The sequence below is a fragment of the Pelovirga sp. C15f genome, assembly GCF_057178085.1.
Genome location: NZ_JBXUCV010000001.1, coordinates 1,064,586 through 1,080,741 on the forward strand (window position 1 = coordinate 1,064,586; position 16,156 = coordinate 1,080,741).

Below are 16,156 nucleotides of genomic sequence, written 5' to 3' on the forward strand. Positions count from 1 at the left end.
CGTAAGACCTAGACTTTCTGTTTACGAACCTTACCGAGGATCCCGGCCGGCCGGACGATAAGGATGACAACCAACAGAACAAAAGTAAGGATATCCTCGTAGTCACTTGAAAAATAACCGGCGGCAAAGCTTTCTGACCAGCCGATGATCAACCCGCCCAACACGGCTCCAGGGATTGAACCGATACCGCCGAGAACCGCTGCGGTAAAGGCCTTTACTCCGGCAAGAAAGCCGATATAAAAGTTGACCTGGCCGATATAGGATGCGACCAGAACCCCGCCGATTGCTGCCAGAATGGATCCAATGACAAAGGTCAGGGAAATCACCCGGTCGACATTAACTCCCACCAGGCGTGCCATGCTCAGATCCTGCTGGGTCGCCCGCATCGCCTTGCCGACCCGGGTCTTTTTAATCAACAGGGTCAACAGCACCATGGTTACGAGGGTAGTAGTGAGAATAACAAGCTCTGCCGATCCGATAATGTGCGCTACCGGATCCATGAAGGCAAAGCTGGGAATCAGACGAGGAAAGGGCAAATAATCAGGGGTCTGGGCAAGCAGAACATAATTCTGGAGAAATATCGACATGCCGATGGCACTGATCAATGGCGACAGACGAGGCGAGCCGCGCAAGGGGCGGTAAGCGATTTTCTCCAGGGTGTAGCCGTAAGCTGCGGCGTAAATGATGGCAATAGCGGCCGCCAGAATCAGAATCGCAAAGCCGCTCAACCCATAGATGGTACAAACCCCGGCCACAACCAGGGCGACAAAAGCGCCGATCATATAGATCTCACCATGGGCAAAATTGATCAGCTGAATAATGCCGTACACCATGGTATACCCGAGGGCAATCAGGGCATAGATGCTCCCCCGGGTCAGACCACTGAAGAACAGCTCTAAAAAGTATTCCATATCCATATAGGTAACCACCCGTGGTTTCGGGGCTGTCTGCTGGAGACAGTTCGGGGGACTGCGATCACACACAGTCCCCCGACTGATATTAAAGAGGGGATATCACAGTTAGGGTAATATCCCTGCTACATCAGTGCAGTACAATCTACTGCATCTCAACAAAGTTGCCGTCTTTAACAGTAAAAACGGAGAAACCGACACCTTCGGCGTCACCCTTGTCATCAAACTTTATCTTGCCAACCGGCGTATCCACATACTCGGTTTTCAAGGCCTTGACCACGGCATCATAATCGGTGCTGCCGGCTTTTTCGATAGCATTAAGCAACGCCAGGGTAGCGGCATAACCTTCCTGGAAAAACGCGCCCGGCTCGGCGCCGTAGGCCTCACGATAAGCATTTGCGGCGGCCTGATTCAGGGGCAGGGCGGACAGATCTCTTGGTCCGGTCATATATGCGCCTTCGGCTGCAGTGCCGGCTACGTTAAGGAAACTATCATCCTTGACGCCATCGTCGGAGATAAAAACAGCATCTACACGCCGCCGCTCAAGCTGAGTTACCAGCTTCGACGCCTCGGGATGATAGCCGCCAAAAATCAGGGAATCAGCATTCTCGCGACGAACCCGTTGTACAACAGAGGAATAATCCATGGCACCAGGGGTAATTCCCTCGAACATCACCACTTCGATCCCCTTTTCGTCCAGTCTCTGTTTGGCAAACTCAGCGAATCCACGGCCGTAATCACCACGGTCATGCAGGACCGCGACTTTTTTTACACCAAGTTTGTCAACGGCGTAATCAACCGCCAGTTTCGCCTGCATGTCATCCGAAGCAATGGTCCGGAAGAAGTTCGGATACTCGCCACTCTGGGTCAATGGCGGATTGGTCGCTGACGGAGACATGACCGGAATTTTTGCTTCGCGATAAATGCCAAGTGCGGCCCGGGTTGCGCCGGAGCAGATATGCCCCAGGACCACATGGGCACCGTCAGTCACCAGACGGGTCGCGACATTGGTAGCGATGTTGGGATCACACTGCTCATCCTGAATCAGCAACTCAACCTGTTTACCGAGAATTCCGCCTTTAGCATTAACATCTTTGACCACCAGTTGGGCCGCCCGCATGGTGGGGATGCCATAAGGCGCAAGGTCGCCCGAATGGGGACCGGCAACGCCAAGCTTAATGGTCTCGGCAGAAACGCCGGAGACAAAAAAGCACAACACTAGAGACACACACAATGCTGCTATTCTTTTCATGTTTAACCTCCTGATTTGTTAAGAAATAAAAAAAGCTGACTGAATCATCATGTATAAACTAACCGACCTAACTGGTCAACTATGAACCGGGGGGCGGGCAAAATTGATAACCACTGAACCCCTTGCGGCGACAGCACGAAACCTATTTCCGGGAAAGAATAAGATTTTCCTCATTCTGGCGACGTTCCTCGAGCAATTCTTTGCGCGCCTTCTGCCAGATCGGCGCGAGATCAGCTGACCCCATCAGGTCCGCCAGGACAATCTGGTCGGGATTCAGAATCTCCACCAGATCAAGGCAGGCCCCGGGCAATGCAGCTACAGAATTTGGCAAATCAACAGCTTGCTGCAGATCGGTTGTCCCTTCGAGAAAGAATCCCAGGGGATAGCCACTGTCGTAAAAAATCAGCGTTGTTCGATCGGCGGCATATACCCTCACGCAGGCGCTTAGTCCTTCAGAACTGACTCGCTCAAGCATGGCCGCCACATCAAAGTGGCTCAAGTCTTCCCCCCGATAAAGATAACGCCCCTGCAGCAGCGCATGGATTGCAAGGATCAGATCTGCCGACAACTGGTAGATATTTAGACGAGCATCTCCCATGATCGATATTTCAAAGATCCTGGCAATCGCATCATAAGCAATCTGTCGGGAGCTTTTTTCGCTGGAGACAAAAACCGCGCTGATTAACTTGCCCCCTTGAAAAAGCACAATCCCGGTGCCCTGGTGCGCATCAAACCGCAGATAGCCGGTAAACTTTCCAGCCCGCAATTTGGCCATGGCCTCCGGCAGATTGATCCGTGCCGGGTTGACCTGCTGGCGCACTGCTTTTCCTTTGGGTAGATACACCATCTACTTCTCCCAGGCTGTCAACCGGACTTTCCTCGAAATCGATGAACCGCGACATCCTAACAAAAAAACACGGATTCCGGTACACTTAAAGCGCTACTGTCACTATTCAGGCTTCCTGCAGCTGTTCCCAGGAAAGATACATATCATCTAATTGTCGGCGCAGCTGCTCGTGGGTCTGGCTGATCTGCCGCCATTTTTCCTGATCCTGATAGAGATCAGGCTGGGCCATGGTTTTTTCAAGCTCGGCCAGCTTTCCTTCAGCCTGCGCTATCTTCTCTTCCAGACCATGCAGCGCACGCTCGCGCCGTTGCTGCTGACGTTGATCTTCTTTACGTTGTGCATGCGCCTTGAGGCGGTCGGTCTTGTCTTCATGCGGCTGAGCGTGAAGCTGTTGATCAAGCTGCTGTTCAACCCGCTTGCTGCTGTGAGTGAGATCTCCCAGCCTCTGGCGCGCCGCCAGAAAATCTTCGTAATTACCCGGATAAGAGTCAATTCTCCCGCCCCCAACCGCAACCACCCGGGATGCCAGAGCATCCACAAAATAGCGATCATGAGAAACAAAAACAATGGTTCCCTGGTATTTTTTTAGCGCTTCAAGCAGCACTTCTTTTGACTGCAGATCAAGGTGATTGGTCGGCTCGTCGAGCAACAGCAGATTGGCCGGGCGCAATAACAGCTTCGCCAGTGCCAGACGATTACGCTCACCCCCGGAAAGAACCCTGACCGGTTTGTCGATATCGTCTCCTGAGAACAGGAATGATCCGAGGATATTGCGCAAGCGCGGTACCATCGCCACCGGTGCATCGGCCATCAGCTCGTCATAGACGCTGCGCGTCGGGTTGAGGGTTACCGCCTGATCCTGGGCAAAATAGGCCGACACCAGGTTGTGTCCTTCTTCGCGCTTCCCGCAAACCGGCGCTTCCACTCCGGCCAGCAGGCGCATCAGGGTCGACTTGCCGGCACCATTCGGACCAATCAGCGCAACCCGTTCACCCTGCAGGATGTCGAGATCAATTTTTTCCAATACCTTCAAGTCACCATAGTGTTGCGAGGCGCTTTTAAGTCCCAGGGCGATCCGGCCACCTTTCGGCGGCGGCGGAAAGCTGAAAGCAATTTTTTTACGTTGCGGTGGCAGATTGATCCGCTCAATCTTTTCCAGCTGTTTGACCCGGCTCTGGACCTGGGCCGCCTTATTGGCCTGATAACGAAAGCGATTGATGAACGCCTCGGTCCTGGCAATTTCCTCATCCTGCTGGTTTTTTGCGGCCTTGAGGGCTGCGATTCGTTCATCGCGGGTCTGAATGTAGCGACTGTAGTTGCCTGGATACTCTGTCAGGGAACCATTCCAGACCTCGACAATCCGGGTAACGACCTGATCAAGAAAAAAACGATCGTGGGAGACCAGAACCACGGCATAAGGATACCCCTGGAGGTAGCCCTCCAGCCAGTCACGGGCCGGCAGATCAAGGTGATTGGTCGGTTCGTCAAGCAGCAGCAGATTCGGGCGCTGCAGCAGCAGCTTGGCCAGGGCAATCCGCATCTGCCAGCCCCCGGAAAAATGCTCGCAGTGCTTGTCGAAATCCTCCGTAGAGAATCCGAGGCCGAGGAGTACCTTGCCGACCTCTGCTTCCATCTGATAGCCGCCGCGCTGCTCAAAATCCTGCTGTAATTGCGCGTAATGCTCCATCTCAGCCGGGGTTGTCTGCTCTCCCAGGGAGTTTTCAAGCTGACGGATCTCTTTCTCCATCTGCTGCAGCTGTGCCAATGCGCTGCGCGTCTCGACCACCAGAGAGCGACCCTGATGCACCAGCCCTTCTTGCGGCAAATAACCAAAGGTCGTCCCTTTAGCAACCTGCATCTTCCCGCCATCCGGTTCTACCAGACCGGCAAGAAGCTTGAGCAGGGTCGACTTACCGGCCCCGTTGGCACCACACAAACCGATCCGGTCAGTCGGTCGGATATGCCAGTCAATTGCGGCAAACAAGCGCCGATCGGCAAAATATTTATCAATATTTTTCAGCTGCAGCATAAGAACTCGATTGCTATGTTCGGATAAAAAAAATAACAGGCGCTACCTTATACAATAAGATGACAACCCAGGAATAAAAAAAATGGAGGGCCACAATCGGCGACCTCCATTTTTTCATGATGTTCAGCAAGCGATCCTGCCATTAGTCACGTCATTGTTGATCAGCAGCCGTTGACGGTCAGATTACAGGCGCTGGAGATAGTCATCTACCAGTTGTGCAAGCCTCTCGGTAGGCATCCGCGCCTCGTTCATGATCAAATGATAGGCGGCCGGTTTCTCTGTATCTTGGTTGACAAAGCGCCGGACAAACGCCTCGCGCTGGCCTTGCAATCTCTCGATATGATCGCGAGCTTCAGCCGGGCTCATGCCATACTTGCTGGAGATGTTGTTGATTTTAAAATCCATGGGCGCTACCAGGCGCAAATGGACGCAGTTAGGCAGATCCTGGGTAACATAAGGAGCACCACGGCCGACAATGATGCAGTTCCCACGCTTGGCAAAGCCACGCATCACGCGGCGCATATGGGCAAAAACTTCGGTTTCCTCAGCGCTGCTACGATCCAGAAACATGGAAAAGATTGACTTCAGTGACGCTGGGGTGTTCTCCGAGTTGTCAATCTGCTCGGCCGTAAAACCCGACAGTTTGGCCACCTCATCAATGACCTGACGCCCGACGATAACCCACGGTTCCCCCTTGGTGCGGGCATTGAGACGCTTTTGCAGCGCCTCGGACAGGGCGTAGGCCTGGCAACCAAACTCACGGGTCAGGGTGACGCAGACAGCCGGTCTGCTCTCATCGGCCAGCCGCTGTTGTTTATACCAGGCCTGCAGCTTGGCTTCCATTTGCGCGGTCCAGACATTACTCTTGATCATGGAGTTCTCCTTTCCAAACTCTTCCAGCCAGTCTCTCAATCGGCTTGTTAGTTATAAGGTGCCATAATGATAACCTATTTTAAATCCCATTGGAAAAAAAACGGACGATTATCAACAGCCATCAGCCTAATTAATCATCACTGCAACAGCCTGTTGCATAAAAATTTAAAGCGCTGATAATTCACGTATTCATTGTATAGCTTTCTCTGCTAGAATAAGCGGTCAGGCTTTTCTGATATGTAACGAGCTTCCGTGACTGCTGTCGCGTCGAGGCCGATGAAACATTTCACCCCGCCGGCTACTCACTCCCGTGAGGATCTGGTGATCTTATATTTTTTTAGTGACAAGGCGCAGTTCTGCTGACCCCGCATTGCGGTGAGGTCCGGAGTAGTGACTTGCCACCAGGGACCGTATAAATTACGGACAGAAAGGTTTACAGATGAGCAAAAAGATGTTGATTAACGCCTCCCACCCGGAGGAAAACCGGGTGGCGATCGTGGTGGATGGTGTTCTTAGCGAGCTTGACATCGAACTTGCCGGCCAGGAACAAAGCAGAGGAAATATCTATAAAGCGGCTGTCGTTCGGGTTGAAACCGGGCTGCAGGCCGCTTTTGTTGATTATGGCGCTGACAAACTCGGCTTCCTGCAAATCAGCGAGATTCACCCCGAAATCTACCCTGCCAGAAACCAGAGCAATGGCCGACCACGGATCGCGGACATTCTCCATCGGGGCCAGGAAATTCTCGTTCAAATTGTTAAAGAAGAGCGCGGCAACAAGGGCGCGGCCTTAACCACCTTCCTGTCCCTGCCCGGCCGCTACATGGTCTTGATGCCGGACAGCACCACCAAGGGCGTGTCACGCAAAATCACCGAGGAAGCGCAACGCAAAGTTCTTAAAAAAACCATGGCCGAGTTAAACCTTCCCGACCAGATGGGGTATATCGTTCGCACCGCCGGTATCGGCAAGGAGAAAGAAGAACTCAAGCGTGATTTTGATTACCTGGTGCGCCTTTATGAAGGAATTATCCAGCGCAAGGAGCAGGTCAAGGCGCCGGCGCAACTCTACCAGGAGTCGAACCTGGCGATTCGCTCCATTCGTGACTATTTCAACACCGAAATGGATGAGGTACTGGTTGATGATGAGAAGGTGTTCAATGACACCAAAGACTTTTTTGCCCTGGTCATGCCCGAACATGGCCATCTGGTCAAGCGCCATCGCGAACGCCGTCCGATCTTTTCACGCTATCAGATCGAGGAACAGATCGACGCCCTGTCGCGCAATCAGGTCACCATGCCCTCCGGCGGTTCTATCGTTATCGACCCGACCGAAGCCCTGGTAGCCATTGATGTCAATTCCGGCAAGATGTCGAGTGAAAGCGGCATCGAAGCAACGGCGCTCAAAACCAACCTGGAAGCTGCTGCGGAAATCGGTCGTCAGTTGCGCCTGCGCGATCTGGGTGGATTGATCGTTATCGACTTTATTGATATGCGCGATCGTAAACATATCCGCGAGATTGAACAGGAACTGCGAAAGGCCCTGAAAAACGACAAGGCGCGGGTGTCTGTCGGCAGAATCAGCCAATTTGGCCTGCTTGAAATGAGTCGCCAGCGCATCAAACCGGTACTGAGCGTCGGCGCCTATCAGGAGTGTCCCCACTGCCATGGTCTTGGCCGCATCAAGAGCATCGAAGCCCAGGCGGTGTCCTTTTTGCGTCAGGCACACACCGCTGCCGCCAAAGGGCAGATTGGTCATATCGAAGCACGAGTCCCCTACGAGGTGGCCAACTATCTGTTAAACCAGAAACGCAACACCATAACCCAGCTGGAGATCCTCCTGGGTCTCAAGGTCACGATCCTTGGTCAGTCAGACTTGCTCCCCGGCGAGCTCCACCTTGAAAGCTTCAAAAGGGAAAAAGACACCAGTGACGACACCAAGAGCGTGCCGGTGTCCCATGCCAACCAGATTGAAATGGCCCTGGCTGAAGCACAACTTGAAAGTCAACAAGTCGACGCCGACGCCGTCACCGCTGCCGACCCGGTTTCATCAACTGATGAACAAGAAAACACAGCAGAAGCGGATAACAGGGCCGATCCCGCGCCATCCCCGGAAGAGGCTGAAACGCCATCTCCAGCAAAAAAACGGCGCCGCAGACGGCGGAAAAAACCAGCAGCGCAACCGACCCCGGCAAGTGAAGAAACTGCGGCAGCCAGCCCTGCCGCCCTGCAGGAAACCACAGCGACGGTCGAGCCGCAACCAACCGAAACCCCTGAACAAACGGCGGCTGTCGGCGAACCTGCCACGCCAGTGGCTGCTGGCCCGGAAACCCCCGAAACACCAACAACTGATGCAGGAGCAACCAAACGCCGTTCACGGCGGCCCCGCAAAACGGCCGCTAAACACACCCAGAAGGATGAGACAAACGCTCAATCCAGGGAATCCGACGTTCCAGCAGCCGATATGGCAGGGGCAGCACCACCGGCGGCGGCAGACACCACAGCAGCTTCTGTACCCGCGGCACAGAATGCGGCTGACAAAGATCACAGGCCAGCGCGCCCGGCACGCAAAAGACCGGCAAAAAAGACCCGGACGGCGGCTCCTGCGAAGACAGAAATATCAGCAGAGGTTGCCACAACGGTTCAGAATCCGGAGGTTGATGGTGCCCCTGTCCCTGCTGAGAAGCCCATCGAGGATTCGAAACCGGCGAAAAAACCAGTACGCAAACCCCGTCAACGTACCACCCAGGGCTCGAGCCCTGTTGAGCTGGAAACCCCGGCGCAAAAGACCCCGGACGCTCAGGTTGACAAACCAGCTCCGCAACGCCCGCGCCGTAGCCGCAAAACCACCGCGAAAACAGCTGTAGATGACAAGGCAAGCGTTGCGAACAAGTCAAACCAAAAAGAAGGTATCGCGGAAATCGCGGAGGAAAAAGCAATCGCGACAAAAGACGTGGCTGACCAGGGGCAGACCCAACCGACAGAGGTAACAGCTACCAGGTCACCGCGGCGGCGGCGGACCAAGCCGACCCGAGCGCCGGCAGCGACACCGGAAACGAGCGGAGCAACAACACCGGAGCCCTGAAGGCAGGGATGATTCAGTTTAACTCTTCCGACGCCAGACATTCTTGCGACAGGGTCTGCAACTCGGCAATAGTTCGCTCCAGCAGAGCGATCTGATCTTCAATCTGCTGGTGGCGGTTGGATTTTTTCTGCAGGGCAATGTCCATTGCTGCCCGGGTTGCCGCAATCACCTTGTTAAGTTGCGCATCGAGCTCAAAACCATACCCTCGAAAACTTTCATCCAGCCCGCGCCTTAGAGCCCAGTTCATCTGCTCGGCATTTTCGTTAAGGAGCTTTTGCGTTTGCTCGCGCAGACGCTGTACCGTTCGCCGATGACGGAAACGCTTGGTCATCAGCTTGCGGGAAATTTTCTGGCCGAGGGGATCCATATCCGAAATAAACAGGTCCTGACTCCAGCCCGGCGGATCAAAATGAACGTAGACCCTTTCCACCAGTGGCGCATGGTAGGGAACATTAAAAAGTTCTGCTGCTGCTTTCCTGACCCGCTCGATCAATTGCTCACAGCGTTTCTGATGCAGGGAAAGGGTTTCTGTCGCCTGGCGCTTGATGGCATCATCAACCTGCCGCAATGCCGGAGCAAAAAATGACGGCAACTGGGTTGCAACAATGGAACGCACCTGCCGCTCCAACTCTTCAGTATCGACAACCTCCTGAATTACCCCTTCAATCTTCGGCATAACCCGCTGTTTAGCCGCTGCGCGCAGCGCCTCAATCTGTTGGGTCAGGACCATGACAATCCGTTTCAGATCACCGGCCAGAACATCAGCAGAAGCCTGTTTCTCACGTTCAATAGCGGGCAGAATTTCCTGAAACTGGGCAATCCGGTTCTTCAGATCGATCTCCGGCAACCGCAGCGCCTCAAGGGACAACTGCAAGTGCATCATCTGGGTATTGAGCTGATCCTTGACGCGGCGCCGCAACGATACCTCGAGGGTCTGCTGCTTCTCGCGCGCGAAAAAATCAATCAGATTCTGTTCTACCTGATGCATGCCGCTACTTTTCCACAGGCCCTTATCCTGCTTCAACCTGGCGGTCAGACCGTTTCTGGCGGAAACAGGCAACACCTGCGGGGCACCGTCAAAAAGGGGATTGAGCTGTTCTGCAAGGAAGGTTAAGGAAACGACTTTTTCATTTTCATTGAGAAAATCAACCTTGTTCAAAAGAAAAAAGGTCCGCGGCAGCAGCTCCCGAACTTCCCGCAGGTAGGTGATTTCGGCTTCGGTAATCGGTGGATCCGGTGACACCAGAAACAGCGCAGCATCGCAGTGTGGCAGAATCTGATAGGCTACTTCGGTATTGTGCTTAAAGGTTGACCCAATCCCCGGGGTATCAACCAGCACCACCCCCTGCTTAAGAATCGCCGCCGGATGACCAATCTCAACCCGCTCTACTTGACGATGGTTATCGGGATTTCCTGCTTCGGTCACGTAAGTCTTTAAAAATTCACCAAAGCTCCCTCCCTGGTCTTCTTCAAAGGTCACCGGGTCGGCCTGGTTGACAAAGAGCACCTTGGCCGTTAAGGAATCGGCAGCGCGGATAAAGGTCGGGATGGCGGTGACAGGCAGAATATCTGTGGGCAGCAGATCTGCTCCAAGCAGAGCATTTAAAAACGTGCTTTTACCGCGCTTGAATTGTCCAAGCACTGCCAACCGGAAGACCCCTTCCTCCTGACGCGCCCGTAACGCCAGAAGAGGAGCATCTCCAGCCTGCTGCTGTGGGTCAATGGGAGCAAGAGCGGCGAGGGTGCGATCAATGATGGTGTCGAGAGGAATATTCGCATCGGATGTCATAAACAGGGACTCTTCACAACAAAAGGTTTAATGGCCATAAGGGGAAAACCACATGGAACTATTCAGCTATGGCCTAGCGCAGGGTCGGGGGTCGTGTGGCAAGAGTGTTTGTCGCCATGAATGGCGACAGCAAACGGTCAGGGATGACCCAACGGAAAACAATCGCGTCCCTTGACATATAGGATGCCCGATCCGGTGCTGAACAGATCCATTTTTTTCTTAATGAATTTATCACAGAAAGGCGGGGATCGAAAGTTGAATGGCTGCAACAGTAGCCTGTCACCCCTGCCGGCGGCGCAGAAACACGACAATAGCGCCATCGCCGCCGTAGCGGCGCGGAGCGCGTCCCCACTCAACAACCTGATCATTGCCACTGCGCTGTAAAAAATCTTCAACGGCCGACCGCAGAACCCCTTCTCCTTCCGGCGAATGCAACCCTTTTCCGGTAATCACCAACAGCACCAGCCACCCGTGGTGGCGTGCATTGGTAATAAAGGAGATCATTTTTGTCTCAACATCCTGACGCGCAGCACCATGCAAATCGAGGGTGGCCTCGGGAACCAGGGTGCCGCGACGCAGCTGCTTCATTCGCTGTGGCGTGCCTGGTGACAGCGGCTCGTCGTCGTTAAGGTGATCGGCAAAAGGCACATTCAGACCCTTCATCGCTGACAAAAAAAGTTCCTGATCGCACTCCTGCGGGCCGGGCTCAACATCCTGGGACGGCCCGGCGCCGTCATGATCACCTGTCAGCTCATCAGAATTCAGCCGTTGCACCCCAAAACTTAACATCTGCGCATCGAAGTCAATTTCTTCGGCAGCAACTGACAAGGGTTTGTCAGCAGTACTTTTAGCCGGCCCCGAAGCAGGCGGTTGCTCTGCGGAAACAGCTAACCCCTTCAGCGAGCCAAAGGGGTTATTAAGATGTTTGCTGCTAACTGATTTTGGTTTCCTGACCTTGGCCATTTTCCGCTACCTGAGCACCTGTTTGCGGCGTCCGGTGAGGGCTTTAGTCTGTTTTTTGATGATCGCACCCTGCTTTTCCAGATGAAACTGATACCAGGCGTCACCGAACCCCTTCATCTTCATTTTTTTACCCGTCTCAAGCAGCGCGACATTCTCACTCAAGCGTTCGTCACCACCGGTTTTCTTGATGCCCTTCTGCAAGACCTCGATTGCCTTGTTGCGCTCCCCGATCTGATCAAGGCAATAGGCATAAAGAGCGTAGATCATGGGCTCTTTTCTATTTCCGGTCATGGCTTTGTCGAAGGTTGCGTGCATTTTATTGCGCTTGTTTTTCTTCATGTAACTGATCCCCAGCATCGCCATGCTGACCCAGTTACGGACGAACCCCTTTTCCAGATAGGGAAGAGCTTCATTGAACTCGCGCTTGAGGTAGTGGATGCTGCCGATCTGGGAATGGATCTGCGGCTTGACGTAAAACTGCCAGGCACCGAATTTCATGCCCTCCTGCAGCGATTTGATCGCGCGGTCACCGCGATTGGCGAGCACGTCTTTTTGTGCCGATTGCATCAGCACTCCAACTTTTTTCATCACAATGCGGGTAATCAGAATAAAAATCGCAAGAAAAACCAGTGTCGATACGGCCATGGCAATCCAGGTACTATCGGTCACAAAACGCAGCATCAACGCGGTCGTAAAAATTGATGCGGTAATCGAAATCAGCAAATTCAACATGGCCTTAAGGAATCCTTCTGGGAAAAAAGCGGGGATAAAATACGGCGACAAAACAGCGGAAAAAGCCGCGAAATCCTTATAGCAATCCAGATGCTAAAAGTCAAAAAAAAGGTAACTAACCTGCTCTAAATTTGACACCGGGTCGGAGGCCCGGTGTCAAGGATAGCTGTCGCCATGGACGGCGACAGTCGAGCGGCCATGGCTGGCCCTATGGTAACAATCGCGCCCCTTGACATAGGATCCACGACCCGGTGGTGCAAAAGGATGCCTTGCTCAGAACGGAAGGAACTAGTTCATCAACCTTGGCGACCAGCGGGAACCAGCAGCGTAAGTTTCTGGCCGGGGCGCAGAATATGCTCACGGGTCAGATCATTCCACTGGCGGATCTGGTCGGTATTGACAGCGAAGCGGCGGCCAATCCCCCACAAGGTATCACCGGGCTCAACCTGATAGATCACCTCGGCTGTCGGTTGTGGCGCTGCGCCGGTCTCTCGGGCTACGCGGCCTGATGGTTGAGAAACCAGCAGCACCTGCCCAGGTCGCAGCATATTACTCCAACCCAGGGTGTTCCAAACGCGCAGCTGTTTTTCAGTGACCTCGAAACGTCTCGCAATTGACCAGAGGCTGTCGCCCGACTGCACAGTATAGCTGCGGCGGCGACTGCGGACATAGCTGTCAGTCAGAGACTCCACCGGGCGCTGGGTGAACCCTTCCCGTAATGGTAGAATCAGATCATGACCAAGCTGCAGGGCACGCGGATTACTGATATTGTTCAGCGCAATAATATCGTCGACCTGAATCTGATAACGCTTGGCCAGCAGCAGCAGGGTGTCACCGGACTTGATCTGATGACGATGGTAGCGGACGCGCTGATCGGCCGGCAGGTCGGCATACAACTGTTTAAACCGCTCTGCCGTTCCCACCGGCACCCGCACCTGATAATTCTTTACCCCCGGAGGCGTCGACCAGCGTTTCAGCGCCGGGTTGAGCTCCTTGACCTTCTGATAACTGACACCGCTTAATTCCGCAACGATTTCCAGATCGGTCTGGGTCTCGACAACCACTACTTCGTAATCGATCGGCTCTGCCAACTCGAGATCGGCAAATCCATAGGCCTGCGGATCGCTGGCCAGATGCAGAGCGGCTAACAGCTTGGGGACGTATTCGACGGTTTCGGTTCGCAGTACCCCGCCATCGGCCAGATCCCAGAAATCGCGACTGTCGCTGGCACGAATCGCCTGGGAAACGCGCCCCGGACCGGCGTTATAGGCCGCAACAGCCAGGTACCAGTCACCATCAAAACGTTTGTGCAGATCCTTTAAAAATCTCGCGGCGGCACGGGTTGAGTGTTCAAGGTCAAGGCGATCATCCTGCCACCAGTCATTTTTCAGCCCGTACATTCGTCCGGTACTTTCAATAAACTGCCAGGGCCCGGCAGCATGGGCCCAACTGTAGGCCCGCACATTGAATCCCGACTCAATCATCGCCAGGTAGGCCAGATCGAGGGGCACCCCCTCACTCGCGAAGACCAGCTGCATCTTGGGAAGATAGCGACCTGAACGCTGCAACCAGGCAGTTAACGTCTGTTTCTGCCGCCCCTGATAACGATCCAGAAACTCCATCACCCGCGGATGATCGCTCATCGGAAAATCACCCACATAGGGGAGCAACGGCTGGAACTGGAGAAAATTGTCCAGCGACTCTGATAAACCGCTGGAGAATTCATGGCCTGCAAGGATCGAATGGACCAGTTGCGGATCAGCGACAGGGGGCTCAACCGTTGCTTCTGCAATTTCGACTTCAGCAGTATCAGTTTCGGTCCTGCCGTGCTGGACCTCAACATCAACAACCGGTCCGGGCACCACTGAACCCAGCTGGCAGCTGAACAACACAGGAACAAGAAAAAATAACAGATAAAGATATCGGTACATCAACACATCACATCCTTAATTCAGCCATTATTGCATCAGGGGCTGGTTCTTCGTTGGATCAGAGCTGTTTTGTTCATCTACATCATCATCGTCAGCAATCATCAGTTCTTCCGGCCAGAAGCGACGCTGCATTTCATCCAGCAAGGGGCCAAAACTGCTGCGATCGATTGCGCACACCGGAATGGCATTAAAACGGCGACAGATGTGCGGGAGCTCTTCTTTAGATACCTGATCAGTTTTGTTGAATACCAGCAACAACTTGCTGGTGCCCAGATTCAGATCATCGAGAATCTTTTCTACCGCACGGATCTGCTGCTGGTAACCAGGGTTGGAAAGATCGACCAGATGCAACAGCAGATCGGCATCTTCAAGCTCCTCAAGGGTCGCCTTGAAAGCACCGATCAGGCTCTCCGGCAGATCGCGGATAAAACCAACCGTGTCGGTAATAATCACTTCCCGGTCCAGGGGGAAACGCAACCGCCTGGTGGCCGTGTCGAGAGTTGCAAATAATAGATTTTCTGTAAAAACGTCACTTTGTGTCAATGCATTTAATAAAGTCGATTTGCCGGCGTTGGTGTAACCGACGATCGAGACAATCGGCAAACCGGCGCGAATCCTTTTTTGCCGGCGCTGAACACGTCCCCGCCCGAGCTCATCCAGCTGCTTTTCCAGGCGCCTGATTTTATCGCGAATCCGCCGGCGATCAATTTCAATCTTGGTTTCGCCCGGCCCACGGCCGCCGATTCCCCCCATCAGACGAGACATGGCTGTCCCCTTGCCGGTCAGGCGCGGCAGAATATACCTGAGCTGGGCCAGTTCGACCTGCACCTTACCGTCGCGCGACTGCGCACGGCGGGCAAAGATGTCGAGAATCAATTGGGTTCGATCGATAACCTTCATCTCGGTAATTTCTGAAATAGATCGGATCTGGTTCGGGCTTAAATCCTGATCAAAAACCAGGAGGGTGGCACGCTGCTGTAATGCCCGGATGATGATTTCACGCAACTTTCCCGACCCCACCAGGTAGCGCGGGTTGAGCTGACGCGGACGCTGGATGACCCGGTCGATCACCACCAGGTTGGCAGTGCGGGCTAACTCTTCGAGCTCTGCCATGGAAGCGTCCACCGCTTCGCGCCCGGTCTGGGCAACGGAGATCAACAGTGCCCGTTCGCGGCCATCACTTAAATCGATGGTTTCGGCTACCAGGCCTTCCATCTCCTGATCAAGGGCCTGGATAAAAGCGGAAAAGTCGAGCTTGAGACGGTGAAAATCGCTTAAGTGAATCGTTTCGATCTGGGCTTTTGCGTCGGTCGGGAGCAGATGGGCGTATATCAATGCACCCGGCAGGCCATCATCACGCACACCGATTGCCGCCATCAGGTCGAGGCGCAACAGCTCAAGGTCAGTGATGTCGTCCTGATTAAGGGGTTCCTGCTTGAGGTGGGTATGGACACAACGCAGGCCGCGCAGACCGCTACGCCCAAGACCAAAACGTGACAGATCGGGGATAACAATTTCGCGATCATCGCCGACAATAACGTGATGGATAACTCCGGCACGATCGATAATCAACCCGATCTGACGCTCAATGTCGCGGGAGAGTTCGGTGAGATAGCGCGCCAGATCGGCACTGATCAGCTCGCCGACCGGAACCTTGCGCCGGTAGATGCGTTCCAGCGCTTTGATCTGACCGGCCTTCAGCCCACTGGTTTTACCCTCAATCATCGGCGGCCGCCATAACGACCAAAGG

The 16,156-nt window shown here is 54.0% G+C and carries 11 protein-coding genes; 1 reads left to right on the forward strand and 10 read right to left on the reverse strand.

The window, feature by feature from the left end:
* Window positions 1-8: 8 nt before the first annotated feature.
* The 5 genes from AC1931_RS04930 to AC1931_RS04950 form a co-directional block, all read right to left on the reverse strand.
* A complete protein-coding gene (locus tag AC1931_RS04930) occupies window positions 9-917 on the reverse strand; it encodes a branched-chain amino acid ABC transporter permease (protein WP_483876108.1) in 909 nt (302 codons plus the stop codon).
* A 139-nt stretch (window positions 918-1,056) separates the two neighbouring features.
* The gene (locus tag AC1931_RS04935; protein WP_483876109.1) at window positions 1,057-2,163 is read right to left on the reverse strand and encodes a branched-chain amino acid ABC transporter substrate-binding protein; all 1,107 of its coding nucleotides are present in this window, start codon (window positions 2,161-2,163) and stop codon (window positions 1,057-1,059) included.
* A 142-nt stretch (window positions 2,164-2,305) separates the two neighbouring features.
* Complete coding sequence (locus AC1931_RS04940) at window positions 2,306-3,010, reverse strand: hypothetical protein (RefSeq protein ID WP_483876110.1); 705 nt, start codon at window positions 3,008-3,010, stop codon at window positions 2,306-2,308.
* A gap of 106 nt (window positions 3,011-3,116) precedes the next feature.
* Window positions 3,117-5,039 carry an ABC-F family ATP-binding cassette domain-containing protein gene (locus tag AC1931_RS04945; protein ID WP_483876111.1) on the reverse strand — a complete coding sequence of 641 codons (1,923 nt, stop codon included), beginning with the start codon at window positions 5,037-5,039 and terminating at the stop codon, window positions 3,117-3,119.
* A 183-nt stretch (window positions 5,040-5,222) separates the two neighbouring features.
* Window positions 5,223-5,912, reverse strand: coding sequence for a cytidylate kinase-like family protein (locus tag AC1931_RS04950; RefSeq protein WP_483876112.1), 690 nt, complete (start codon window positions 5,910-5,912; stop codon window positions 5,223-5,225).
* 439 nt (window positions 5,913-6,351) lie between these two features.
* Between AC1931_RS04950 and AC1931_RS04955 the strand changes: the two genes are divergently transcribed.
* Window positions 6,352-8,991 (forward strand): Rne/Rng family ribonuclease, encoded by a 2,640-nt coding sequence (locus AC1931_RS04955; protein WP_483876113.1) that lies wholly within the window; start codon window positions 6,352-6,354, stop codon window positions 8,989-8,991.
* A 13-nt stretch (window positions 8,992-9,004) separates the two neighbouring features.
* On the opposite strand, the gene AC1931_RS04960 is transcribed toward AC1931_RS04955, so the two are convergent.
* From AC1931_RS04960 to hflX, 5 genes are all read right to left on the reverse strand, one after another.
* A complete protein-coding gene (locus AC1931_RS04960) occupies window positions 9,005-10,780 on the reverse strand; it encodes a dynamin family protein (protein ID WP_483876114.1) in 1,776 nt (591 codons plus the stop codon).
* A 279-nt stretch (window positions 10,781-11,059) separates the two neighbouring features.
* Window positions 11,060-11,743, reverse strand: a complete 684-nt coding sequence (locus AC1931_RS04965; RefSeq protein WP_483876115.1) for a Smr/MutS family protein — start codon at window positions 11,741-11,743, stop codon at window positions 11,060-11,062.
* 6 nt (window positions 11,744-11,749) lie between these two features.
* The gene (locus AC1931_RS04970) at window positions 11,750-12,475 is read right to left on the reverse strand and encodes a tetratricopeptide repeat protein (RefSeq protein WP_483876116.1); all 726 of its coding nucleotides are present in this window, start codon (window positions 12,473-12,475) and stop codon (window positions 11,750-11,752) included.
* Window positions 12,476-12,771: 296 nt separating this feature from the next.
* Entirely contained in the window at window positions 12,772-14,406 is a 1,635-nt protein-coding gene (locus AC1931_RS04975) for a LysM peptidoglycan-binding domain-containing protein (protein WP_483876117.1), read from the reverse strand.
* 27 nt (window positions 14,407-14,433) lie between these two features.
* Window positions 14,434-16,131 (reverse strand): GTPase HflX, encoded by a 1,698-nt coding sequence (hflX, locus tag AC1931_RS04980; protein ID WP_483876118.1) that lies wholly within the window; start codon window positions 16,129-16,131, stop codon window positions 14,434-14,436.
* Window positions 16,132-16,156 lie beyond the last annotated feature (25 nt).